Source organism: Kribbella sp. NPDC003505, assembly GCF_040610875.1.
Taxonomy (GTDB): Bacteria; Actinomycetota; Actinomycetes; order Propionibacteriales; family Kribbellaceae; genus Kribbella.
On sequence record NZ_JBEXNA010000004.1, the window covers coordinates 354,690 to 379,002 of the forward strand.

Annotated in this window: 21 protein-coding genes; 8 read left to right on the forward strand and 13 right to left on the reverse strand. The window is 70.3% G+C overall.

Features of this window, described 5'->3' with window-relative positions; all coding sequences use genetic code 11:
* Nucleotides 1-13: 13 nt before the first annotated feature.
* Together ABZX12_RS15465 and ABZX12_RS15470 are read left to right on the forward strand one after the other, a co-directional pair.
* Nucleotides 14-898 (forward strand): oxygenase MpaB family protein, encoded by an 885-nt coding sequence (locus ABZX12_RS15465; protein ID WP_355693532.1) that lies wholly within the window; start codon nt 14-16, stop codon nt 896-898.
* A gap of 50 nt (nt 899-948) precedes the next feature.
* Entirely contained in the window at nt 949-2,118 is a 1,170-nt protein-coding gene (locus ABZX12_RS15470; RefSeq protein ID WP_355693534.1) for an ROK family transcriptional regulator, read from the forward strand.
* 8 nt (nt 2,119-2,126) lie between these two features.
* Here ABZX12_RS15470 and ABZX12_RS15475 read toward each other — a convergent pair whose 3' ends face one another.
* A complete protein-coding gene (locus ABZX12_RS15475) occupies nt 2,127-2,723 on the reverse strand; it encodes a ParA family protein (protein WP_355693536.1) in 597 nt (198 codons plus the stop codon).
* Nucleotides 2,724-2,981: 258 nt separating this feature from the next.
* On the opposite strand from ABZX12_RS15475, the gene ABZX12_RS15480 reads away from it, so the two are divergent.
* Both ABZX12_RS15480 and ABZX12_RS15485 read left to right on the forward strand, forming a co-directional pair.
* Entirely contained in the window at nt 2,982-3,503 is a 522-nt protein-coding gene (locus tag ABZX12_RS15480) for an RNA polymerase sigma factor (RefSeq protein WP_355693538.1), read from the forward strand.
* Entirely contained in the window at nt 3,500-3,748 is a 249-nt protein-coding gene (locus ABZX12_RS15485) for a hypothetical protein (protein WP_355693540.1), read from the forward strand. Before ABZX12_RS15480 ends, ABZX12_RS15485 begins: the two co-directional genes overlap by 4 nt.
* Here the strand turns inward: ABZX12_RS15485 and ABZX12_RS15490 are convergent.
* A complete protein-coding gene (locus ABZX12_RS15490) occupies nt 3,745-4,602 on the reverse strand; it encodes an NAD(P)-binding domain-containing protein (protein WP_355693542.1) in 858 nt (285 codons plus the stop codon). The two genes, ABZX12_RS15485 and ABZX12_RS15490, sit on opposite strands and share 4 nt — an antisense overlap.
* A 42-nt stretch (nt 4,603-4,644) precedes the next feature.
* On the opposite strand from ABZX12_RS15490, the gene ABZX12_RS15495 reads away from it, so the two are divergent.
* Entirely contained in the window at nt 4,645-7,452 is a 2,808-nt protein-coding gene (locus tag ABZX12_RS15495) for a BTAD domain-containing putative transcriptional regulator (protein ID WP_355693543.1), read from the forward strand.
* On the opposite strand, the gene ABZX12_RS15500 is transcribed toward ABZX12_RS15495, so the two are convergent.
* The 5 genes from ABZX12_RS15500 to ABZX12_RS15520 form a co-directional block, all read right to left on the reverse strand.
* Nucleotides 7,430-8,392 (reverse strand): ABC transporter substrate-binding protein, encoded by a 963-nt coding sequence (locus tag ABZX12_RS15500; protein WP_355693545.1) that lies wholly within the window; start codon nt 8,390-8,392, stop codon nt 7,430-7,432. The genes ABZX12_RS15495 and ABZX12_RS15500 overlap by 23 nt on opposite strands.
* Nucleotides 8,389-10,341 carry an ABC transporter permease subunit gene (locus ABZX12_RS15505; RefSeq protein ID WP_355693547.1) on the reverse strand — a complete coding sequence of 651 codons (1,953 nt, stop codon included), beginning with the start codon at nt 10,339-10,341 and terminating at the stop codon, nt 8,389-8,391. The genes ABZX12_RS15500 and ABZX12_RS15505 overlap by 4 nt, the downstream gene beginning before the upstream one ends.
* Nucleotides 10,341-11,411 (reverse strand): glycine betaine/L-proline ABC transporter ATP-binding protein, encoded by a 1,071-nt coding sequence (locus tag ABZX12_RS15510; protein WP_355693549.1) that lies wholly within the window; start codon nt 11,409-11,411, stop codon nt 10,341-10,343. The genes ABZX12_RS15505 and ABZX12_RS15510 overlap by 1 nt, the downstream gene beginning before the upstream one ends.
* A gap of 77 nt (nt 11,412-11,488) precedes the next feature.
* A complete protein-coding gene (locus ABZX12_RS15515; protein WP_355693551.1) occupies nt 11,489-11,947 on the reverse strand; it encodes a group II truncated hemoglobin in 459 nt (152 codons plus the stop codon).
* Between the two features lie 12 nt (nt 11,948-11,959).
* Nucleotides 11,960-12,850 carry an aminoglycoside phosphotransferase family protein gene (locus ABZX12_RS15520; RefSeq protein WP_355693552.1) on the reverse strand — a complete coding sequence of 297 codons (891 nt, stop codon included), beginning with the start codon at nt 12,848-12,850 and terminating at the stop codon, nt 11,960-11,962.
* Between the two features lie 46 nt (nt 12,851-12,896).
* On the opposite strand from ABZX12_RS15520, the gene ABZX12_RS15525 reads away from it, so the two are divergent.
* Nucleotides 12,897-13,604 (forward strand): hypothetical protein, encoded by a 708-nt coding sequence (locus tag ABZX12_RS15525; RefSeq protein WP_355693554.1) that lies wholly within the window; start codon nt 12,897-12,899, stop codon nt 13,602-13,604.
* Nucleotides 13,605-13,614: 10 nt separating this feature from the next.
* Here the strand turns inward: ABZX12_RS15525 and ABZX12_RS15530 are convergent, their stop codons facing one another.
* From ABZX12_RS15530 to ABZX12_RS15540, 3 genes are all read right to left on the reverse strand, one after another.
* On the reverse strand, nt 13,615-14,439 hold the full coding sequence (locus ABZX12_RS15530; protein WP_355693556.1) for a siderophore-interacting protein: 825 nt from the start codon (nt 14,437-14,439) through the stop codon (nt 13,615-13,617).
* A gap of 72 nt (nt 14,440-14,511) precedes the next feature.
* The gene (locus ABZX12_RS15535) at nt 14,512-15,543 is read right to left on the reverse strand and encodes a hypothetical protein (protein WP_355693557.1); all 1,032 of its coding nucleotides are present in this window, start codon (nt 15,541-15,543) and stop codon (nt 14,512-14,514) included.
* A 3-nt stretch (nt 15,544-15,546) separates the two neighbouring features.
* On the reverse strand, nt 15,547-16,599 hold the full coding sequence (locus tag ABZX12_RS15540) for a hypothetical protein (RefSeq protein WP_355693559.1): 1,053 nt from the start codon (nt 16,597-16,599) through the stop codon (nt 15,547-15,549).
* A gap of 182 nt (nt 16,600-16,781) precedes the next feature.
* Between ABZX12_RS15540 and ABZX12_RS15545 the strand changes: the two genes are divergently transcribed.
* Complete coding sequence (locus ABZX12_RS15545) at nt 16,782-19,388, forward strand: hypothetical protein (protein ID WP_355693560.1); 2,607 nt, start codon at nt 16,782-16,784, stop codon at nt 19,386-19,388.
* 1 nt (nt 19,389) lies between these two features.
* Here ABZX12_RS15545 and ABZX12_RS15550 read toward each other — a convergent pair whose 3' ends face one another.
* Entirely contained in the window at nt 19,390-20,508 is a 1,119-nt protein-coding gene (locus ABZX12_RS15550) for an endonuclease (RefSeq protein ID WP_355693562.1), read from the reverse strand.
* 334 nt (nt 20,509-20,842) lie between these two features.
* On the opposite strand from ABZX12_RS15550, the gene cysS reads away from it, so the two are divergent.
* Complete coding sequence (gene cysS / locus ABZX12_RS15555) at nt 20,843-22,303, forward strand: cysteine--tRNA ligase (protein ID WP_355693564.1); 1,461 nt, start codon at nt 20,843-20,845, stop codon at nt 22,301-22,303.
* Here the strand turns inward: cysS and ABZX12_RS15560 are convergent.
* Nucleotides 22,300-23,415, reverse strand: a complete 1,116-nt coding sequence (locus tag ABZX12_RS15560; protein ID WP_355693566.1) for an aminotransferase class I/II-fold pyridoxal phosphate-dependent enzyme — start codon at nt 23,413-23,415, stop codon at nt 22,300-22,302. The two genes, cysS and ABZX12_RS15560, sit on opposite strands and share 4 nt — an antisense overlap.
* Entirely contained in the window at nt 23,399-24,208 is an 810-nt protein-coding gene (locus ABZX12_RS15565) for a PrsW family intramembrane metalloprotease (RefSeq protein ID WP_355693568.1), read from the reverse strand. Before ABZX12_RS15565 ends, ABZX12_RS15560 begins: the two co-directional genes overlap by 17 nt.
* Nucleotides 24,209-24,313 lie beyond the last annotated feature (105 nt).

Below are 24,313 nucleotides of genomic sequence, written 5' to 3' on the forward strand. Positions count from 1 at the left end.
CAACACTGGGGGCATGGCTTCGACCACTGTTACCGGACCGCTGCGGGACAGCCTTGCCCGGATGATCCTGACCAAGGTTGCCGGGCCCGACCCGCAGACCGAGCGCATGCGGGTGCACGGCACACCTGGGCCACGCTGGTTCGCGCCGGATCGGCCGATCCGACGGGTGCACGGGGACGCGTCGATGTTCGCCGGCGGGCTGCGGGCGCTGCTGCTGCAGTCGCTGCATCCACTGGCCATGGCCGCGGTGGCCGCGCACTCCGGGTACCGGGGCGACCCGTGGGGGCGTCTGCGGCGTACCAGCTACTTCCTCGCGATCACGACGTACGGCTCGATCCCGGACGCGGAGGAGGCGATCGCCCACGTCCAGGCCGTGCACGAGCGCGTCCGCGGGACCAGTCCGGACGGGGTGAAGTACCGGGCGTCGGACCCGCACCTGCTCAAGTGGGTGCATCTGGCCGAGGTGGACAGCTTCCTCGCCGCACACCAGCGGTACGGCGCGCAGCCGCTCAACGCCCTGGAACAGGACCAGTACGTCGAGGACGCGGCGCTGGTGGCCGCCAAGCTCGGAGTCGTCGACCCGCCGACCACGGTGGCCGAGCTGCGAGAGCTGCTGAAGGAGTACCAGCCCGAGCTGCGTGGTACGACGCAAGCGCGACAGGCCGCCCGCTTCATGCTGGTGCATCCGCCGGTGCCGTTCGCGGCCCGGCCCGCGTACGGCGTTTTGGCGGCTGCCGCGGTCGGTCTGCTGCCCTGGTGGACCAGACTGCCGCTGCGTCTCCCGTACCTCCCGCTGGCCGAGCGGACTGTCGTCCGGGCGGCCGGTGACGGCCTCACCAGGACCATCCGATGGGCGCTGACCTCCCCAACACTGGCAGAAACCGGCGCGGAGGCATGACGCGCCGGTAGGTTGTCCTCGTGCCGCTCCGTCCACATCGTCCACTCCCGATGGCCACTCCAGCGGGAGTCGAGGTGCTGACCAAGATCCTGACCCAGGGACCGATCCCGCGGGTGGAGATCGCGCGCCGGACCGGGCTGTCCCAGGCGGCCGTCACGAAGGCCGTCGCGCCGCTGATGGAGAGCGGGTTCGTCACCGACCAGGCCGCCCCGACGGACGGCGACGGCCAGCTCGGGATCGGGCGGCCGGTGAGCCCGCTGACCGTCGTACCGAGCAGTGTCTCGGTGATCGGCGTCAAGGTGACGCCGACCAGCCTGATCGGTGTCACCACGGACTTCACCGCCGGGATCCTGAACGTCCGGCACGACCCGCTGGACGACACCGATCCGGAGGCGGTGATCGACCAGCTCGCCGAGCACGTGAAGGCGCTGATCGCCGCGCTCAAGTCCGGGACGGCGATCGCGGGGCCGCTCGCCGGTATCGGGATCGCGGTGTCGGGTGACGTCGACGCGGCGCACGGCGTCGTGCGGGACTCGCCGCTGATGGGCTGGCGCGGCGTCCCGGTCGCGGAACTGCTCGGCCAGCGGGTCCGGGTGCCGATCGTGGTGTCGAACGACGTCCGCGCGCTGACCGTGGCCGAGCACTGGTTCGGGGTCGGCGTGAACGCGGACTCGTTCGCGGTGGTGACGATCGGCTCCGGTATCGGCTGCGGGCTCTACATCAACGGCGAGGTGGTGTCCGGCGCGTACGGCGTGTCCGGCGAGCTGGGGCACCTGCCGCTGGCGCCGGGCGACCTGGTGTGCACCTGCGGCCGCCGGGGGTGTGTGGAGACCGTGGCGTCGTCGGACGCGATCCTGGCGCGGACGCGGGAGACGACCGGGCGGGCCGACCTGGATCTGGCCGGCGCGATCAAGCTGGCGCACGAGGGCGACAAACACGCGCGCGAGGCGTTCGACCGGGCCGGCGAGGTGATCGGTTCGGCGCTGGCCGCGATGGTGAACCTGGTCGGGCCGGAGCTGGTGATGATCGCCGGCGAGGGCGTTGCGGAGTACGACCTGTACGAGGAGCGGATGCGGCGCGCCTTCGCCGAGCATGCGTTCGGCGCGGCGGGCAACTGCCGGCTGATGCTCCGCTCGCACACCTTCGACGACTGGGCGCGGGGAGCGGCGGCCACCGTGATCCGCTCGCACGTACGAGGCGAACCGCCGCTCCAGCGCTGAGCTAGGGCCTAACTGCGGGCCGCGGCCAGGATCTTGCGCCAGACCTTCTTGTACGACTCCAGGCCGTCGGTCGCCAACGGGCCGGTGGGTCCGGCGGTGATCGAGACGCGCTCCGGGATGGTGCCCCAGACCGGGATGTTCTCCTGCGCGTACTGCTGCATGGCCTCCTGGTACGAGCGCGTGTAGGTCCGCGCGGAGCAGATCACCAGGCCGGCCGGGACGTCGTCCGGCACGAGCTCCAGGACGGCCTTGACGCGCGGGGTCTCGACGCCGCCGACGCGGGTCGGGATGATCACGATCCGGGCCCGTTCGAGGGCCTTGTTGAGCAGCCGCTCGTGGGACGGCGGCATGTCCACGATGCCGATGCCCTCCGGCGGGACCTTGTCCAGTGCCTTGTTCAGCAGCCGCTCGGTCGGCGCCTCCGCGATCTCGATCCGGTTCAGTTGGCCGTCCTCGGACTCCGCGATCCAGTCCGCGGCGCTGCCCTGCGGGTCGGCGTCGATCAGAGTGGATGTGCGACGGTTGGAAGATGCCAGCGCGGCCAAGTACACCGACGTGGTTGTCTTACCGACCCCGCCCTTCAGTGCAGCTGTCACGATGATCATGAGAGAGAACTTACCCGGTTTTGTCCGAAATCCGGCGTGTCGTCGGCGTTGCTCCGTCACATCGTGATAGTTGCCCGTGGCCCGTGTGTACAAGCTCAAGCCGACTTCAGCGTGAATCCTTTCGCCGGCCCGGTGCCTCTTACTCCCGATATCGCACCCTGACGAAGGAGCACCTCATGACCTGGATCATCGTCGCCGCGGCCGTCGCGGTCGCGCTGCTCGGTACCTGCAGCGTCGTCGTCCTGCGCCGGCGGGCCCGTGGCTGACCTCGACGAGCACCTGATCCGCGCCGCCCAGCACGGCGACGTCGACGCGCTCACCACGCTCGTCGCCGACTCGCACCCGACCGTACGGCGGTTCGCGCGGACGCTGTGCGCCACGCCGGAGGACGCCGAGGACGCGGCACAGGAGGCGTTGATCATCCTGTACCGCAAGATCGGGATGCTCCGCGCCACGAGTGCGCTCACGTCGTGGATGTTCCGGATCATCCGCAACGAGTGCCTGCGCCGGACCCGCGCCGTCTTGCGCGACCAGCCGCTGGTCCCGGACACCGCGCCGTCCGCGGAGGAGGAGGCGCTGCGCCAGTTGGAGGCGCAGGCAGTTGCCGCGGCCATCGCGCAACTGCCCGCCGATCAGCGCAGCGTGCTGATCCTCCGCGACGTCCAGGGCTACAGCGGCCCGATGGTCGCGAAGGCCTTGGGCCTCACCGTTCCCGCCATGAAATCCCGCCTGCACCGCGCCCGGAGCACCGTGCGCGCATCTCTCGGAGCCCTGTCATGACATTCGCCAGCGCCTCTCTGCCTCGCCATCTGCTCCGCGGCCTGATCGGCTTCGGCAGCCTGATCGCCGCCTTCGCCTTGCTGCCCTCCGTCGGCCCGCTCAGCCTTCTGCTGCTCCCCGTCACGCTGCTGGCCTTCCGCGGCTGCCCGACCTGCTGGGTCGTCGGCCTGATCGAAACCATCTCGCGCGGCAGGCTGCAACGCGACTGCGTCGACGGCCAGTGCAAGCTGACGTCCGTCGGCTAGGGCTTGCGGACCAGCTCGACCAGGGCGCTCAGGCCGTCGGCGCCGTAGCCGGCAGCATCGGCGCGGGCGAACAGCTCGGCCACGGCGCCCGGCACGGTCACGTCGAGGCCGGCCTCGGTGAACGCCTGGACGGCGTGCTCGGCGCCGACGGCCTGCATGTGCAGATTGTTCTCGGCGCCGGGGTGTTCGCCGGACTCCAGTTCCGCGGTGAGGATGCGGAGGAAGCCCATCGACCCGTCCTCGGTCAGGTCGGTCAGCATCGCCGCGGCGTACGGACGGAGTCGTTCGGCGCTGCCGACCAAACTCGCCGAGTAAAAGTAGCTGATCAACGTGGTCCAGAAGATGTTCAGCATGGCTTGGTAGTAGAGCATCGCCAGTCCGGGATCGGTGCCCATGTGGTCGACGCGGCCCAGCGCCTCCAGCGTCTCGCGGTGCGCCGCCACCACGTCGGCGGGTCCGGCGTAGAAGGCGTACGCGCCCGGCTTCCCGATCCCCGGCGGCGGCACCATGATGCCGCCGGCGACCAGCGTCGCTCCGCGCTCCTCGGCCCACTTGCTCGCCGCACGCAGTCGCGCCGGGCTGTCAGAGCTCAGGTTGACCAGCACCCGCCCGCTCAGATCCGCGTCCGCCAACGAATCGAACATCGCCTGGTAGTCGACATGGCTGATCACCACCAGCCTGCTTGCGGCCACCGCCTCGGCCGCGCTCGTCGCCTCCACCGCACCGAGCCCGGCCGCCTTGCCGGGCGTCCGGTTCCAGACGGTGGTCGGGTGCCCGGCGTCGAGGAAGGTCCGGGCCATCGTGGAGCCCATCGCGCCGAGCCCGATCACTGTCACTGCTTCTCGTGAACTCATGCACCCGATGCTCGGAGAACGCGCTACGGGTTTACTACGGGTATGTACTTCGGGGTGCTCGGTCCGCTGCTGGTTCGGACGGACACCGGTGAACCGGTCGCCGTACCCGACCGGAAGGTCCGGACCCTGCTCCTCGACCTGCTGGCGAACCAGGGCCGGCCGGTGAGCGCCGACCGGCTGATCGACGACCTGTGGGGCGCCCGCCCGCCGCGCAACGCGACCGGCACCCTGCAGGCCCGTGTGTCCCAGCTACGGACCGCATTGGACCGCGCCGAGCCAGGTGCCCGCAGCCTCGTCCAACACAGCCCGGCCGGCTACGCGCTGACCACAGACGTTGTCGACAGCAACATCTTCGAGCAGCAGGTGCGTGCCGGGCAGATACGACAGGCTCTACAGCTGTGGCGCGGTCAGCCGTACGCCGACGTGCTTGACCACGAGTTCGCCCGGCCGGCTCGTGAGCGTCTGGAGGACCTGTACTTGACCGCGGTCGAGCACAGTGACGACGTACTGCGGCACACGACCGCACTGATCCGGCAGCGCCCGCTCGACGAACGGCTGCACGCCGTCCACCTCAAGGCGCTCTACCGGGCGGGTCGGCAGCACGAGGCGCTCGACAGGTACGCCGAGTTGCGCACTGAACTGGCCGAGGAGCTCGGCGCCGACCCCGGCCCGGAGCTGACCGAGCTGCACCAGGCGATCCTGCGCCACGACCGGTCCCTCCGCCGGTCCGCCACGCTCCCGGCGCCGCTGAACGACCTGGTCGGACGGGAGCAGACACTGGCCGACGCTCGACAGCTCCTCGACTCGAACCGTCTCGTGACGCTGGTCGGCCCTGGTGGCGTCGGAAAGACCCGTCTGGCACTTGAACTCGGTTCGCCCGACGCCTGCCTGGTAGAACTCGCCCCGCTACGCCAAGACGACGTACTGGACGCGCTGGCCACCGCACTGGAGCTGCGTGACGAGTCGACGGACCTCCTCCCGCGGCTGCTCGATTCGCTCAGCCGCAGGCAGTTGCTGCTGATCCTCGACAACTGCGAGCACCTGGACCTGGCAGACCTGGTACGGCGTTTGCTCGCCGCAGCGCCCGGTCTGCGCGTACTCGCGACCAGCCGTGAGCCGCTCGGGCTGACCGGCGAACGCGTCCTCGACGTACCGCCGCTGGCCGCCGAAGCGGCGGCCGAGCTGTTCAAGGCCCGCGCGGGTGTCACCGAGGACGTGTCGGAGATCTGTGACCGCCTGGACGGCATCCCGCTCGCACTGGAGCTCGCTGCGACCCGCGTGCGCGCACTCGGTGTGCAAGGACTCGCGGACCGCTTGGACGACCGCTTCCGGCTGCTGTCCGGCGGCAGGGGCGGACCGGAGCGGCAGCGGACCCTCCGGGCGACCATCGATTGGAGCTGGGACCTGCTGGACGACGAGGAGCGACGGATGCTCCGGCGACTCGCTGTCCACGCGGGCACATTCTCGCTGGAGGCGGCGGTCGAGGTCAGCGAGCTGCCCGAGCAGCTCCTCCTGGCGCTGGTCGACAAGTCTCTCGTCGTGGCCGGCGGCGGTCGATTCCGCCTGCTCGAGTCGATCGCGGCGTACAGCCTGGAGCGGCTGGCCGAGGCCGATGAGGAGGCCGCGACCCGCCGGAAGCACGCGGACTACTACCTGGCGCTCGCGCAGCGGGCCGAGTTGCGCGGTCCCGGTCAGCGCGAGTGGCTGCAGCGGCTCGACCAGGAGGCGGCGAACTTCCGAGCCGTGCCACCGTCGCTGGAGCTCGCCACTGCGCTCGCCTGGTACTGGTACTTGCGGGGTCGTCACGGTGAAGCACGTAGGTCACTCGCAGCTGCGCTCGCGATACCCGGCCAGGACCCGGCGCTGCGCGCGCAGGCGACGGTCTGGCTCGTCGGGATGACGGCGACCGATGCCGAGGGCACCGATGTCGCGCGCGCCGGCGAGGAGGCGCTGCAAGCCGTCGGCGACGACCCGTACGCGCTCTGGTTCCTGACCATGACCCGGTGGGCGTACGGCGACGCGGACGTCCTGTTCGGCTGGATCGACCGGGCGATCGAGACCTTCACCGACCGCGGCGATCGCTGGGGTCTCGCCGCGGCGCTGAGCACGCGGGCGCAGCTCGACATCGTGCACGCGGACCTGGCCGCGATGCGCCGGGACAGTCTGCGCAGCCTCGAGCTGTTCGACGCGCTCGACGACGACTGGGGCCGGCTGCAGGCGACGTACACGCTGATCGTGGCCGCCGAGATCAGCGGCGACTATCCGACCGCCGCGACGTACCTGGAGGAGGCGGTCCGGCACGCGGAGGACCTCGGGCTGTGGACCGAGGTCTCGTTCCGCACCGCGGGGCTGGGCCGGATCGCGCTGCTGACCGGCGACTATGCGCGGGCCGACGAGCTGCACGAGCAGGCGCGGCGGCTGGCGGTCGAGCAGTCCAACAAGTCGGCGGAGGAGTACGCCGAGGTCGGCCTCGGCCTGACCGCCCGGCGCCAGGGCCGCCTCGACGACGCCGAGCGGCACTTCAGCAAGTGGCTCGACTGGCTGACACAGGTCGGCGGCACCCCCGGGATGGCCTTCATCAGCAACCAACTCGGCTTCGTCGCCGAACAACGCGGCGACTACGCCACAGCCCGCACGTTGCACGAGCGCGGCCTCGAACTGGCCCGCGAGGTCGGCGACCGCCGCGCGGTCGCTCTCGCCCTCGAAGGCCTCGCGGGCGCGACCGAAGACCCCGGCCGCGCCCTCTCCCTCCTCACCGAAGCAGCAGCCCTACGTCAGCAAGCCGGCGTCCCCCTCCCACCAGCCGAACGCTTCGACGTGGACCGAATCACTTCCCGAGCCAGGCGTTGACCTTGGACTCGTTGGCCTTGACCCACTTCTCGGCGGCCTGGTCCGGGGTGAGTTTGTCGACCGCGATCATCCGGGCGACGGCGTTCTGGTCCTCGTTGGTCCACTGGAAGTTCTTGACCAGGTCGTAGGCCGGGCTGCCGGAGTCGGCGAACTTCTTCGAGACGATCTTGTCCAGGTCGTACGGCGGGTAGTCGCAGGCCACCTTCGCGGGCACCGCGTCACAGCCGGCCGTGTACGCGGGCAGGTTGACCTTCACCAGCTTGACCTCGTTGAAGAACCACTGCGGCTCGTAGAAGTACGCGAGCAGCGGCCGCTTGTTCTTCTCCGCGTCCCGGAACGCCTGGATCAGCGCGGTCTCGCTGCCGCTCTGCACGACCTTGTAGTTCAGCGACAGGTTCTTCACCAGCGCCTCGTCGTTGGTGACGTACGACGGGTCACCGTCGAGCAGCTGCCCCTTGCCGCCGGACTCCGACGTCTTGAACAGGGCGGCGTACTTGTTCAGGTTCTTCCAGTCGGTGATGTCCGGGTACTTCTCGGCCATCCACGGCGGCACGTACCAGCCGATCACGCCCTTGACGCCGGTGGAGCCCGCCTCAACCGCGACCTTGTCGGTCTCGATGTACTTCTTCTTCAGGTCCTCGTGACCCCAGTTCTCCAGGTTCACGTCGACCTCACCGGTCGAGAAGCCCTGCCAGGCGATCTCTTCCTTGAGGTTCTTCTTCTCCACCTTGCAGCCGAGGTCCTTGGTCGCGACGTACGCCACCACGGCCGCGTTCGCCTCGTACCCGACCCACGGGCTGACGGTCAGGTTGAACGAGCCGCACTCCTTGCCTGCGCTCGGCTGCGGCTGCGCGCCGACCTTCTCCCCGCCGCACCCCGCGGCAGTCGTCACAGCGAGCGCGACCGCCGTCAGCACACCGGCGTACCGGAGCTTCTTCACCGCTTGTCTCCTCTACCTTGGAAATCCTGGGTACGGCGTGCCGCGGCCTGCGTGACGCGGTCGAGCAGGACGCCCAGCAGGACGATCGCCAGCCCGGCGGCCAGCCCCTTGCCGTACAACTCGCTCTGCGCGAAACCGGCGGCCACGTCGTACCCGAGCGCGCCCGCGCCGACCAGTCCGCCGACGACCACCATCGACAGCACGTAGATCAGACCCTGGTTGACCGCGAGCGTGATCGCCCGCCGGGCCACCGGCAGTTGCACCTTGCTGATCACCTGCCAGGCGCTGGACCCGACCGAGTTGGCCGCTTCGACGGTCGCGACCGGCACCGCCTTGATGCCGTCCGCAACGATCTTCGTGGTGACCGGTACGGCGAACACCACCGCCGCCGCGATCGCGGTGAACCGGCTGGTCCCGAACAACGCCAGGAACGGCACCAGATACACGAACGGCGGCATGGTCTGGCCCGCGTCCAGCACGGGCCGGATCCAGGCGTCCACCCGCCGGTTCCGCCCGGCCCACACGCCGAGCGCGAGCCCGACCGCGACCACCACGACCGTCGCGAGCAGCGTCGACGCCAGGGTGACCATGCTGTCGTGCCACACCCCGGTGGCGACCAGCAGCGCGCAGCACACCGCGGCCGGGGCCGCGCCGCGCCAGCCTCCGAGGACGGCGCCCAGCGCCACGAGGACCGCACTCACGAGCCACCACGGCGACCCGGTCAGCAAGCCTTCGAGCGGGTTGAGGAGCGCCACGGTCACCACGTCCCGGACGCCGTACGTGAACCCGCCGAAGACGTCCTGGACCCACGCGGTCACGTCCGACGCCACCACAGCGATCCGCGAGCCGATGTTCACGTCCGAGGGGAACTCGGCCGCCCACACGTAGGTGCGGGAGAACCAGACCGCCACCAGCACACCGAGTGCGCCGACGCCGAGCAGGACCTTGCGGCGCACGCTCGCCGTACGCCACGGCCGGTCGCCCGCCGCGGTCGTCACCCGGTCGAGCACGATCGCGAGCACCACGATCGCCAGCCCCGCGTTGAATGCGACGCCGACGTCGAGGGTCTGCAGCGCCTTCAGCACGGTCTGGCCGAGGCCCGGTGCGTCGATCAGCGCGGCCACGGTCACCATCGAGAGCGCGGCCATGATGGTCTGGTTGATGCCGACGACAACGGTCGACCGCGACATCGGCAGCAGCACCTTGAGCAGTGTTTGCCCGTGCGTCGAGCCGAGTGAGCGCGCTGCCTCGACGCTCTCCGGCGGCACCGAGCGGATCGCGTGCGCGGTCAGCCGGACCGCGGGCGGAGCGGCGTAGATCAGGGTGGCGATCGTCGCCGCGGCCGGCCCGATCGCGAAGAACAAGGTCAGCGGTGCGAGGTAGACGAAGGTCGGCAGTGTCTGCATCAGGTCGAGGACCAGCGTCGCCACCCGGAACGCACGGTTCGACAGCCCCGCCCAGATCCCGAGCGGGATCGCGACGAGCAACGACAGCAGCACCGCCGCGATCGTCAGCGCGAGCGTGTCCATGCTCTCCTGCCACAGCCCCTGCAGCCCGACGAAGGCGAGCCCGGCCGCGGTCAGTACGGCGACCTTCCAGTTGCCGAACGCCCACGCGCAGTACGCCGCGATCGCGACCACGCCGAGCCACCCGATCACCGGCACCGGGCGGTCGAACGACGGCTGCGCGATGACGTTCTGCAGCAGCACGACGAACTGGTCGACGACGAACCGGATCGCGTCGAAGAACGCGTTGCCCTGGCCGACGTCGTCGCGGTGATCGTTCAGCCACCGATGCAGCGCGGTCGTGTCCTGGCCGCCGAGCACGAGCGTGTCGATGCCGCGCAGGACGAAGTAGGCCGCGACCCAGACGACGAGCAGGACGCCGAGGACCACGCTGCGCCGAGGCCGCCGGACCTCGACCTCCACGTCGCTCGTGATGGCGGCCATCAGGCGGGGTTGTCTTTTGGCGGCGCGACGACGGCGAGGATCTCCTCGTCACGTATCACCCCGAGCAGTGTCCCGCCGTCGACGACCTTCACCGGGCGGTCGGACTCGAGCACGAGCCGGGTCGCCTCGCGGACCAGGACGTCGGGCGCGAGCTCCGGGCCGTCGAGCGGTTCGTCCGGACGCGGATCGCGGACGATCCAGCGCAGCGTGAGGACGTCGGCCCGCGGTACGTCGCGGACGAACTCGCGCACGTACTCGTCGGCGGGTGCGCCGACCAACTCGTCGCCGGTGCCGAGCTGGACCGCGGCGCCGTCGCGCATCAGCAGGATCCGGTCACCCAGCTTGAGCGCCTCGGACAGGTCGTGGGTGATGAACACCATGGTCTTGCCGACCTCGCGGTGCAGCCGGACGACCTCGGTCTGCATCTCGCGCCGGATCAGCGGGTCGAGCGCGGAGAACGGCTCGTCGAACAGCAGCACGTCGGGATCGTTCGCGAGCGCGCGGGCCAGCCCGACGCGCTGCTGCATGCCGCCGGACAGCTGCTCCGGGTACAGGTGCTCGTTGCCTGCGAGGCCGACCAGGTCGATCACCTCCTGGGCGCGGCGCCGCCGGTCCGGCTTGCTCTCGCCGCGGATCTCCAGGCCGTACGAGACGTTGTCGATCACCTTGCGGTGCGGCAGCAGACCGAAGTGCTGGAACACCATCGAGAACTTGCTCCGCCGCAGCGCGCGCAGCCGCTTCTCGTCGGCCGCGCGCAGGTCCTCGCCCTCGAAGGTGAGCCGCCCGGCCGTCGGCTCGATCAGCCGGGTCAGGCAGCGCACCAGCGTGGACTTGCCCGACCCGGACAGCCCCATCACCACGAACACCTCGCCGGGCGCCACGTCGAAGCTCAGGTCGCGGACAGCCGCCGTACACCCGGTCTTCGCGTACAGCTCCGGACGATCGAGGGCGGCGAGGTCCGGACGGTGCGGGATCCGCTGGGCCTTCGGGCCGAAGACTTTCCACAGGCCCTGCACGGACAGCAGCGCCTCGGAATCCTGAACGTCGGGGTACTCGAGCTGAGCGGTCATCGGTAAACCCTCGCATCCCCGCCGGCAGACACAACGTGAACCGGGACTCTACCCAACCGCCGGGCCCTCAACTCGTGTCAGGGCTGGTACGGCGGCGCCTCGCCCCAGCCCCAGTGCGGCACCGGAGCCTCGGGCGGCGGGGTCGCGCCGGGTTGCGAGTTGGCCAGCGCGATGCGGGTGCCCCACTCGACGTACGCGACGAAGGCCGAGCGGAACTCCGGGTCGTCCGGGAGGCCGGCCGGGTCGGCGCTGCGGGCGATCAGGGCGGCCCAGCGCGACCGCTGCTCCTCGGTCAGCCCGAGGCCGAGGTGGTGCGACAGCATCGCCGGGTAGCCGCCGAGCTCGTCGGTGTAGCGGCTGTGGCCGCGGAACACCTCCCCGAGCCAGATCGCCACATGCTCGCGGTGGTTCTCGCTCATGTGCGCGAAGACCGGCGCCAGGATCGGGTCCTCGAGCACCTGGTCGTAGAACACCTCGGTCAGCCGGCGGAGCGCCTCGTGCCCGCCGGCCCATTCGTACAGCGTCGGAGTAGTCACGTAATCATGTAATCACGAGAACAGGGCAGCGGACACCGCCGCGAGCTCGTCTTCGATCCGGGTGTCGCCGTCCTCGGTGAACCACAGGATGTTCTGCAGGATCCGGCCCGCCGTCCAGGCCAGCCCGCGATCGCGGTCGATCCCGGTCGCCTCGAGCATCAGGTCGAACCGGTTGCGGATCGCTTGCGAGACGTCGCCGGTCGCGACCAGATCGTCCCACCGGTTCCACAACACCGGCATCAGCTCGAACGCCGGGTCCCCGGCCAGCGGCTTCGGGTCGATCACCAGCCACGGTCGCCGTTCCGCGGCCATCACGTTGCCGTAGTGCAGGTCCCAATGCAGCAACCGGTCACCCGGCTCCGGCAGCAACTCGGCCATCCGGTCGGCGAGGCGCCGCGCCAGCGCCTGTTCGGCCGGGTCCGCGAGCATCGGAAGCACCCGTGGCGCGTCCTCGATCATCCCGGCCGCGATGTCCGACAGTTGACGGATCCCGGGTGGCGCGGGGACGACCATCAGACGGGTCAGGAGGTCCGCGAGGATGCGCGTCGCCTCGACGTCATCGGGAACGTCGTTCAGCGTCCGAGGTTGGAGGCGCTCGAGCAGCAGGGTCGACGTTTCGGGGTCGTCCTCGTACACCTCGACGACGTCGTCGTGGTTCCAGGTGTGCAGGGCGACCGCCTCACTCTCGGACTCCTCGTCGACACGCTGCAGCTTGAGCATCGCCGCGCTGCCGTCGCGCCGTACGACGGGGACGATCAGCGACGCCTCGCCGCTCAACGGGTCGCCGGAGACGGTCAGCTGCCACTCCTCGACGTACCGCTGGACCGCCCCGGGCAGCCCGTCCAGCCAGTCGGCGGCCTTCGCGCTGTGGTTCCGGACGAGTTTCGCGGGGATCTCGATCACCCTCGGCAGAGTAGGTGCTGCGGCAGACCTGTGCTTGGGTTTTCCCGTGGAGAGCAGGCATCGGCGGGCGCAGCGGTTGGTGGCAGTGGCGTACCTGGGCATTCCCGTGGTGCTGCTGGTGGTCGTCGCGGTGATCGCGGCGACGGGTCCGGCGGCCGCGTGGATCGGGTGCGTCGTGCCGGTCGCGATGCTGGTGCTCGGGTTCGTGCTGCGGCGCCGGCACCGGTACACGCCGCGCTGGTGGCTGGGCGTCGCCGGTCTGTTCGGCGGGCTGGCCGGGTTGACGGTCACGCTGTTCCCGTTGGCCGTCGGGGTGTGGTGGCCGGCGATCCTCGCCCTGCCGGGGCTGATCGTGGGGATCGTCGGCGGCCTGGCGCTCGCGCGCGCCGCCGACCGCGCCCTGCTCGTCCCGTTCGACCCCGAACTCGCCGGCACGCCGTACGAGCTGGTCTTCCGGTTGCGGGGCATCCCGCTCGCCGCGGTGCTGGTCGGCACGGACTCGGTCACCGTGCAGTCGCATCCGGTGCCGCGGTCCGAGCAGCAGTTCCGCACCTACCCGCTGAGCGCGATCACCGCCACGCACGAGTTCTCGCTCTCCGGCGCGGAGCGGCTCCGGTTCCCGATCGCGATCACGCACGCCGTCGCGAGCGAGGGACCGGCCGTGATCCTGCAGGCGAACGGCGAGGACTGGGTGCTCCCGACGAACCAGGCCGGCACGCTGATCGACGTCCTCGCCGAGCGCCGCGGAGCCTGATCCGCAGGGGTCAGGAGGAGCGTTCCTGACGGGCGGTCTCGGCCTTCTCCGCCTGCCAGCCGTCCTCGTTCTTGCCGAGGCGCCAGTAGCCGGACAGGGAGACCTGGTCCCGGGAGAGTCCGCGGACCTGGAACAGGTTCTTGCGGATGCGGAACACGAACCCGGCCTCGCCGTGCACGAACACGTGCGGCGTGCCGTCGCCGAAGTCGAACGCCTCCACCGCCGCAACCAGGCCGTCGCCGCGCTCGCCGCCGGCCGCCGCGCGATGGAACCAACGCACGTCGACGTCGCCGGAGCCGCCGAACTTCTGTTCCTCGGCGCCGTCCGCCACCTCGACGAGAACGGTCGCGCGGGCTCCCGGCGGCAACTGCTCGACCGCGGAGCCGATCGCCGGCAGGGCGCTCTCGTCACCCACCAGCAGGTGCCAGTCGGCCCCCGCGTCCGGCGTATAGGCGCCGCCGGGGCCGTTGAACCACAACACGTCGCCCGGCTGTGCCGACGCCGCCCACGGACCGGCCACCCCTTCGTCGCCGTGGTGGACGAAGTCGATCGCGAGCTCACGCGTCGCCTCGTCCCAGCTCCGGACCGTGTAGGTCCGCATCGTCGGCCACTGCTCGGCCGGGTACGTCTCCCGCACCACACCCATGTCCAGCGGCTCGGGGTACTCGACGCCGTCCTTGCAGAACAGCAGCTTCACGTAGTGGTCGGTGTAACCGTTGTCGGCGAAGTCGTCGGACGAGAACACGACCCGGATCATGTGCGGCGTGATCCGCTCGGTCCGGAGGACGACGGCGCGCTTGCAGACGCGGTGACGGCGGGGTGCGGGAGTGGTCACGCGACGACGATCCTCTCGGGCGGGCAGGTTAGGGAAACCTAATTGACCTTAACCCACCCGCCCAAGAGCCGCTCAGGTTCCGCGGATGTAGAAGACCTTGCTGACGCCGGCCAGGTAGTTGTAGCACTTGGGGAAGTACACGCGGTACGGGATCAGACCCTTGTACGCCGGTTGCGCGCTCAGGGTGAAGCGTCCGCTCTGGCGGATCGCGCCGGTGCCGACGGTTCGCCACTGCGACGCTCCGTACAGGCGCTGCAACTGGACCTTGCACGCGGACGGTGCACCCATCACCGACCCGTTGACCGCGACGATCGTGCCGACCGGTGCGCTGGTCTTCGACGGGGCCGCGGACACGATGCCCGGCCGGACGACGACGAGCCCGAGCCCGCCGACCGACGCCGGGTTGCCGGGCAGCAGCAGGCAGTTGACCCAGTTGGCGGCATCGGCCGCGTAGGACTTCGTGACCAGGCCGTTGGTGCCGGTGAGGTTCGTGTAGCCCGGGCCGAAGTACTCGGCGCAGATGTTGTCGGTCCCGAGGACCACCCGGACGCGGCTGCCGTACGGCTTGCCGGTCTGCGCGTCGGTGACCGCCCAGGTGATCGTGAACCCGGAGCCGAACGGCACCACCTTCGGGGACACCGAGGCGGTGATCTTCGGCTGGTGCGTCCCGGTGATCGCGAGCGACGGCCCGGAGTACGGCGTCGGATCGACCATGCTCCCGCTGCCGGGGAAGAACGGGCCGGTCAGCACTCCGGTGACCTTGAACGTTCCGTTCGCCGTCGACGGCACTTGCAGCGGCCCGCTCCACGTCCCGTTCGCCAGCCGCGGCAGGTTGGTGGAGAACAGCGTCCGCTGCTGGCCGGTGCCGCCGGTCCGTTCGAGGATCACGTTCACCGAAGTGTTCGCGTCAGCGTCGTAGGTGCCCTTGACCGTCACCGTGACCGGTACGGTGTTGAGACCGCTGACAGCGACGCTGGTCTTGTTCAGCGTCACCGAGGTGATGTGCAGGTCAGGATCGGGCTCGGCCTGCGCGACCGACGGCGCGGTGGCCAGCCCCAGCCCCAGCATCGGTACGGCAAGCAGCGCGGACAATGCTCGCTTCATAGGTCACGTCCCTCGGATGTAGAAGGTCTTGCTGAGCCCCGCGACGATGCTGCCGCAGGTCGGGAAGTAGACGCGGTACGGAATCAGACCCTTGTACGCCGGTTGCGCGTTGACCGTGAAGCGCCCGGACTGCCGGACCGACGCGGTGCCGACCGACCGCCACTGCGAGGCGCCGTACAGCCGCTGCAGTTGCACGGAGCAACCACCTACGCGGTACACCGAACCGTTGACCGGGACGATGGTCCCGACCGGGGCACTGGTCTTCGTGGGCACCGCCGACACGATCGCCGGATGCGCCACGAACAGCCACTGGCCGACGATGTAGTACGGGTCGGCGTAGCTGTGCGCACAGTTCAGCGCGCCGCCGTCGGAGGCGGTGTACGACTTGGTGATCAGCCCGTTCGTCCCGGTCTTGTACATCGGGCTGCCACCCTCGGCGCACGGCGTGTCGACGCCGAGGCCGATCGGGATCTGCGAGCCGTACGGCTTGCCGGTCGCGGTGTTCGTGACCGCCCAGGTGATCGTGTAGGGCTTGTCCCACGGCACCACCTTCGGATTCACCGACGCGGTGATCTTCGGCAGGTTCGTGCCCTTCACGGTGATCGTCTGGCCGGAGTACGGCGTCGGGTCGACCGGGGTCCCGGAGCCCGGGGAGCCGTACGGGCCGGTCATCACGCCGGTCACCTTGAAGGTGCCGTCGGCGGTCGACGCCACGTTCAGCCGGCCGGTCCAGGTGCCGTTCTCGATCGTGCCGGCGGTGCGCTTCAGGTCCGCGGACACGATGCTGTCCCGTGGGCCGGTGCCGCCGGTGCGCTTGAGCAGGACGTTCAGCACCACACCGTCGTCGCCCGGCTCACCGGAGTGGTAGCCGCCCTTCACGGTCACGTTGATCGGGTAGGTGTTCAGGCCGGACACCGCGACCGACGTACGGTCGAGGGTGACCTGAGAGATGGTCAGGTAGGGATCGGGGGAGGCCTGGGCGGCCGGCGCACCACCGAGCATGACTCCCGCAAGCGGTGCGGCCAGCAGCGCCGCGAGTGCTCGTCTGATTCGCATGCAACTGAGGGTGACAGCGGTCCAGGGTCGTTCCAACCTTTTCGGCCCAGGACTGCGCGATCGGGCCGGGGCGTGTAGACCGGTTGCCGCGCGCCCGGGGTTCAACTTCCGGGGGCCGACTGTTAACCGCCCGGTCACGCGTCGCCCGCGTCGGCGACGGCTACGGTCCGCAGGCTGGTGCAATGAGCCAGGTCTTCGGTACGGTCCGGCACCCGGCGTACTCCGTCGCGCGGACCGACCGGCTCGGCAATCCGATCTCGCTGGGTGACGTGCTGCCGGAGAGCAAGGCGATCCTGTTCACCGGTCCGCCCGGGATGGGCAAGAGCTCGGAGCTGGACCGCGCGGAGGACCTGGCGGCCCGCCGGGGCTGGACCGCGATCCGGTTGACGGCCTCCGCGAACGTCCCGCTCGAGCACCAGCTGACCGGCGCGGTCCGGACCAACCTCGACGCGCTGCGGGCCCGGTTCCGGCGGGGAGCGGTGCGCAAGCTCAGCCGGACGGTCAGCGACCTCACCCGCAGCGGCCGCAAGACCCGGGTCGGCATCGAGTACCGGCTCGGCGGCGGTCCGATGCCGGTGGAGCTGATCGGCAAGAGCGAGAGGGACACCACGGCGTACGACGATCTCGGCACCACGCTGAACGACTTCGCCGACGAGCTCGGCAAGCTGACCGAGATCGACGGCAAGCCGATCCTGCTGCTGGTGGACAACATCGACCAGGCGTCGGAGCACGACCGGGCCGGCCTGAACGAGCTGGCGATCCACATCGAGGGGCTGAACCGTCCCGTCTGGCTGGTCGCGGCCGGCGGCTCGATGTCGACCAGCGCGCTGATGAACGCGTCCCGCCGGATGTCCGGGATCGCCACCACGATCACCAACCAGTTCGACATCCGCGAGCTCGGTCCGTTGACCGACGCGGAGCTCCGGCCGGCACTGACCGAGCCGTTGGACCGGGCCGGGATCGCCTACGACCACGCCGCGATCGACGACCTGCTGGCCGCGGCCAACGGCGATCCCGGCCGGCTGCGGCGGCTAGGGCAGGCCGCGGTCGCGTACCGGGACCCGGAGCGCGGGATCACGGTCGGGTCGGCCGCCACCGCGACCGCCCAGGTCAGGGCCGACGCCGCGGTGATGTACCAGAGCGTGTGGGATCAGAAGGGCACCACGCACGCGCAGAAGGACCTGCTCGCGCGGGTCGCCGCCCAGAGCCCGGCCGGGCTGTCCATGCCGGCCGAGACCGGAGCCGCCGGCCCCGGGAGCTGGCAGGAGATCGACCGGGCTCGCCAAGAGTTGGTGGCCCGTGGACTGCTGCGCGAGCACGACGGCGGGGTCGTGACGATCCCCGACCGCGGATTCCGCGACTGGCTCAACGACCATCTGGGCCAGACGCCGGCGGACTCCGCCGCGGAGCCGATCGAGCCCGGCCGCCAGGAAGCCGCGCTCGCACCGGCCCATCCGCTCGGCGACCGCGCCCTGGTCAACCAGGTGTTCGGCAACGCCCGGGAACTCGTTCACCAGGTCGACCGCACGGACGAGCAGGGCCGACCGGTCTCGCTGGACCAGCGGACCCCGCGCGGCACCTCGGTGCTGTTCACCGGCCCGCCGGGGATGGGCACCAGCCAGGAGCTGTCCAGGACGAAGGCGTTCGCCGACGAGCAGGGCTGGATCTCGATCCGGCTGGACGCGTCCCGCCGCGAGTCGCTGGAGGCCCGCGTCATCCGGGCGGTGCAGGGACAGCTGCGGAATTTCGAGGGCAAGTACCCGGCCGGTGAGGTGAAGGAGCTGAAGCAGCTCCTGAACAAGATGGCGATCCGGACCCGGAACTCGATGCACACCGCGCAGGTCGGTCTCGGGATCGCGCCGGGGCCGAAGATCCGCGTCGGCACCGCGTGGGAGGGTGTCAAGAAGGACTCCGTCGGTACGACGCTGAACGACGTCGCCGAGCACCTGGCGAAGATGGCGCACCCGAAGCGGGAGCCGATCCTGCTGATGGTCGACAACCTGGATGCCGCGTCGAGGACCGACCTGGTCGCGCTGACTGAGCTGTCGGCGCACCTGCACCGGTCCCGCAAGCCCTTGTTCCTGATCGCGGCGGGCGGCGAGGAAGCCACCAGCCGGCTGCTCGAGGCGTCGGGCGGGCATGCCGGCGTGGAGACCCAGGACGCCGCGCGGTTCGACGTACGGCGGCTCACGCCGCTCAGCGCCGAGGAACTGCGGCCCGCGCTCACCCGGCCGCTGGAGCAGGCCGGGATCCGGTTCGAGCCGGAGGCGGTGGACCACCTGGTCAACGCCGCCAACGGCAACCCGAGCCGACTGCGGACACTGACCAGCGCCGCCCTCGAACTCGCCGGACCTGAGCGCGGCATCACGACCGAGGTCGCCACGACGGCGACGAGCCGGCTCAACGCCCAGTCGCGGGCGCTGTACGACGCGGCTTGGTACAACTGCGCACCGACGGAGAAGGAGCTGCTCGCCAAGACCGCGGCGCACGGCTCCCGCGGGATGCCGATCCCGTCGCGCTCCGAGGCTGCCGGGCCGGCCCGCTGGGACCTCGACGGCGCCGCGCAGAAACTCGTCTCGCGCGGCCTGCTGACCCGCACCGGTCACCAGATCCGCGTTGCCGACCCGGGCTTCCAGGACTGGGTCCAGACCCGCCTCGGCGTCAGCACCGCCCAGGCCGGCGTCGCTCTGCCGTCCGCGGTCCGTGCGCAGCTCGCCTCGGCGGACACACTCAGGCCCGCCCACGGTGCGGGCGGGCCCAAGCGCGAGGACCTGCAGGCCAAGCGTTAGCTCACGGCCAGATGGAGGCCACCCACTCCGGGTGGTCGATGAACGGGTTCCGGTTGTGCTGGAACTGGCTGTAGATGACCTCGTTGCGGTTCTTCTCGAACGCGTCCGGCGGGTCGGCCGCGGCCCAGGCCTTCAGCACCGACAGCTTCCCGATGTACGGCGCGGTGCCGTTGCCGACCGAGTCGTTCAGCTCGAGGTTCGCGAACCCGTCGTCGCCCTCGTACCGCACGGCCATGTAGAAGATCATCCGGGCGACGTCGCCGCGCACGGCGGCCCGCGGCGCGAACGAGTCCGAGTCCGCCGTACAGCCGGAGCATTGAGCGACCGACGTACCGCCGTTGTCGAAGTCGAGATTGCCGCGCGCCGAGTTCACCGTGACGTCCTCGGGGCGCAGGTGGTGGATGTCGGTGCCCGGGCCGGTCGTGGTGCCGAAGTCGCCGTGCGACTTGGCCCAGACGTGCTCGCGGTTCCAGTCGTCGGCGTCACCGCCGTTGAGGCTCTTGCTGATCGAGCGGCCGGAGTAGATCTCGATGACGTTGCTGCTGTTGTTCGGGTCCTGGTCGGTGACCTTCAGCGCGTCCCAGACCTGGTCGTAGGTGAGCTTGGTCTGGCTCGAGATGATCGTGTGCAGCGCGGACTTCAGCGCAGCGCCTGTCTTGCCCTCGGCGCCGGCGTAGTAGTCGCCGGGATCACCGGGATCCGACGAGCCGCCACCGCCGGTGAAGGCGGTCGCGTTCTTCAGGCCGGGATGCGAGAAGTACGCGGTGAGCGTGCCGGTGACGGTGATCTGCTTCCCGAGCAGGCTCGGGTTGCTCTGCAGCCCGTACGACGCGCGGAACTCGGCCGGGATCTGGACGTAGAGCATCGCCGACGTGCTGGTCTGGGACGCCGAGTCGGCAAGGGCCAGCGCGTAGTCGTTCGGGAAGTTGCTGCGGACAACCGTGGTGGTTGCCGTCGGCTGGCCGACGACGTAGCCGGTGACCGAGGCAACTGATCCGTCCTGCCGGCTGATCGCCGTGCTGACGGAGATTGCGGTGGCGGCGTTCGACGGCGTGACGCCGAAGCCGAGCAGTGCCAGTACGGCGGTGACGAGCAGCGCCGGGCGGAAGAATCGGGACACGGCTACTCCCAGGGGCGGGTGGGGACCGGACGCGGTCAGTCTGCCCCGGATGCCGGGCCACCTAACAAACAGCAGGTGAAGACTTGAACCGGTGGGGCGATGAACGGGTGAGTGCCGCTCACCACCCCACCTGGGTGTACGGGCCCCCATCAGGCCGTGACTGACCGCCGCGGCCCGCTCTGCCCACACACCAGCGAGGTGCCACTGGCGGGCGGCACCTCACCGTCGAGGTCGGCGTGGAGCGGACGCCGTTTACGGACGGTACTCACTCCACCACGCGTTGTCCATGGCTCCGCCCGGGCCATCTCACTCCTCGACCGGTAGCATCGCGCTGGTGACCACGCCGTCAACGCCGCTGCGACTCTTCAACTCCCTCGGGCGCCGCGTCGAGGACTTCACGCCCGCCACGGACAGCATCGTTCGGTTGTACAGCTGCGGCCCGACGGTCTACAGCTTCGCGCACATCGGCAACCTGCGCGCCTACACGTTCGCCGACACGCTGCGCCGGGCCCTGCTCTGGAAGGGCTGGGACGTCGAGCACGTCATCAACATCACCGACGTCGGTCACGCCGTCGCGGAAGCCGAGCTCGGCGAGGACAAGCTCGAGGTCGCGGCCGCCCGCGAACGCCGCTCGGTCGAGGAGATCGCGGCGATGTACACCGAGGCGTTCTTCGCCGATCTGTCCGCTTTGAACATCCTGCCCGCACACCACTACCCGCGCGCCACGCAGTACGTCGAGCAGATGATCGCGTTCGCGGAGCGCCTGGTCGAGCGCGGCTTCACGTACGAGATCGAGTCCGGGCTGTACTTCGACACCTCGAAGGACCCGACGTACGGGCAGCTCGGCCTGATCGACGTGAGCGGTCAGCTCGAGGGCGCGCGCGTCGAGGAGGTGCCCGGCCGGCGGGCGAAGACCGATTTCGCGCTGTGGCGGGCGGAGGCTCCCGGCCAGCTGCGGGCAATGCGGTGGAACTCGCCGTGGGGCTGGGGCGCGCCGGGCTGGCACCTGGAGTGCTCGGTGATGAGCATGCTGCTGCTCGGTGAGCACTTCGACATCCACACCGGCGGCGTCGACCACCGGCAACTGCACCACGTCAACGAGATCGCCCAGAGCGAGGCGTACCTCGGCGACGGGCAGCCGTGGGTGAAGTTCTGGCTGCACAACGAGTTCCTGCAGCTCGGCTCGGCGAAGATCTCGAAGTCGGCCGGTCACATCCTGACCGTGAGCGACCTGGCGAAGCAGGGGTACCACCCGCTCGCGTACCGGCTGTTCCTGCTCGGCGGCCACTACCGCGCTCAGCTCGAGTTCACCATGGCCGGGCTCGACAGCGCACAGTCCGCGCTGCGCCGGCTGGCTCGTCGTACGGCGTCACTCGGCGAGCTGCCGGTGGTGACGACCGCGGACGAGGCCCGCGCCGCGGCCGGAGACGATGCCGCGGCTGTCGCGGTGATCGACCAGATCGACGAGGCGATCAGCGCGGACCTCAACACGCCGCGCGTGCTCGCGCTGCTGCAGGAGTCACTGCGCGATCAGGCGCTGTCCGAGCAGGGGCAGCGGGCGGTCGTGGCCGCGTGCGCCGCCGTCCTCGGGCTGCCGCTCGGCGCGCTGGACATCGACCGGGCAGCGGACCTGTCCGCGGTGGACGAGGGGGCCGTCGAGCAACTGGTCGCGGACCGCGAGGCCGCACGCGCTGCCCGGGACTGGGCGCGGGCCGACGCCCTGCGCGCGGAGCTGACCGAGCTGGGCATCCAGGTCACCGACACCGCCGACGGCCCGACCTGGACCATGCCCTAGTCCAGCCATTCGGCCCAGGCCGCGAGCGCCTCTTCCGGCCCGGTCCGCCCCACTCCGAGGCGGAAGCGATCCTTCGGTGTCTCGGTCAGCTCCGAGGCGTAGATACTGGCCGGCAGCAACAACACGCCCGCCTGCTCGACCAGCTCGGCGCACATCGCCTCGACGCCGTCGGGGCCGAGGTAGCGCGGATAGCAGACACAGCCGCCGTCCGGCGCGGTGAACTCGAACAGCTCGGAACGCTGGCCGAAGAAAGCCTCGAACAGGGGCAGATTGCGCGCGATGATGCCCCGGTTGCGCTCCAGGATGCGGTCCCGGGCCCGCAAGGCGATCAGCGCGAGGATCTCGCTCGGCCCCGCGTTGCAGATCGTCGTGTAGTGCTTCGCACGTTCGAGCCGGTCCAGCACCGTGCGGTCGCGGCAGGCGATCCACCCGATCCGCAGGCCCGGCAGGCCGTACGCCTTGGACATCACGTTGAGCGAGATCGCCGTCCCCGACAGATCTGTTGCCTGCGGCAATGGATCCGCTTCGAGGCCGCGGTAGACCTCGTCCGAGAACAGGATGATGCCGCGCTCGTCGCACAGCTGGACGAGCCGCGCCCAGGCGTCCGGGGCCGGGAGCGCGCCGGTGGGGTTGTTGGGAAAGTTGACCGACACGAGCTTCGTGTTCGGACGCAGAGCGGCCGCGATCGCGTCGACGTCGAGTGCCCAGCCGTCGCCGGGCTGCAATGCCACCCCTGTCACCTCACACACGGACAGCGGGACGGTTTCCGCTGCCTGGTAGTTGGGGGTCAGGACGACAGCGTGATCCGTGGGCTCCAGAAGGGTGCGCATTGCCAGGTAGATGGCCTCCTCGGCGCCTGCGAAGCAGAGGATGTCCTCTGGCTCAGCAGTGGTGTACGTCGCGGCGATCGCCGCGCGCAACGCCGGGAGACCGCGGGTCTCGGTGTAGCCGAGGGTGAGCGACTCCCAGCGCTCCCGGCCGTCGTCGTCGGCCAGCGCGAGCAGCTCGGACATCGGCAGCGTCTGCGCGTCGGACGCGGTCAGGTGGTAGCGCGCGCTGAACTCCCACCGCGCGAAATAGGTCTCCAGGCGGAAGTCAGGCAGGGTCGGCATACGGCTCCTTCACGGCCTGGCCGAGCTCGGCACGCTGCGCGCGCTTGAGACCGTAGAGCAGCAGACCGATCGAGATCGCGCCGACCACGGCGTACGTGACCCGGCCGCCGAGACCGTCCCACGTGGAGTGCAGCGCGACCGCCAGCGCGTACATGCCGAGGAAGCCCGCGAAGTGCTTGCCGCTCGGCGCGGTCACGAACCGCCACAGGCCCCAGCACGCCAAACCGGTCCAGGCCGCGTGACCGGCCGGGGAGAGCAGCCCGCGGATGAACAGCGTCTGCTCGGCGGCGCCGACGTTGCCGTTCGACCGCAGCAGCGCGACGAACGCGTAACCCATCGTCTCCAGCACGGCGAACCCGGTGCCGACCGCGACGCCGATGATGATCCCGCGGCCGATCGACGTCCGGTACCGGTGCCCGAAGAACACCACGAGGACCGCCGGTACGACGAGTTTGGCCGCCTCCTCGATCAACCCCACCCCGACCATCGGCAGCGTCCCGAGCCGACGCATCGCGTCGTACTCGAGCAGCCCCGCGACCAGGACGCCGACCACGCCGCCGAACAGTAGGCAGCCGCCCAGCGTCGGCCCGTCGATCAGCCACCGCCCGGACCGGCCGGCGGCGAACGTCACGAACGTGAGCGGTACGACGAGCGCCCCGAGCAGGATCATCGTCGGGAACAGGTTCGGGTTCCCGGTGTCGGTCAGGACCGCCAGTACGGCCAGGTACAGCCCGGCCCCGACCAGGAAGGTTCCGACCCAGGCCCACCGGCGGACCAGCTGCTGTGCACTCATGAGCTGAATGGTGCCGGTTCATGGCGTCCTTGCGCCATGTCGCAGGGACGGCAGCGCTGGACAGGGCAGATCGCTGTGACGGGATTGCAAACTCTGTCGGAAGAA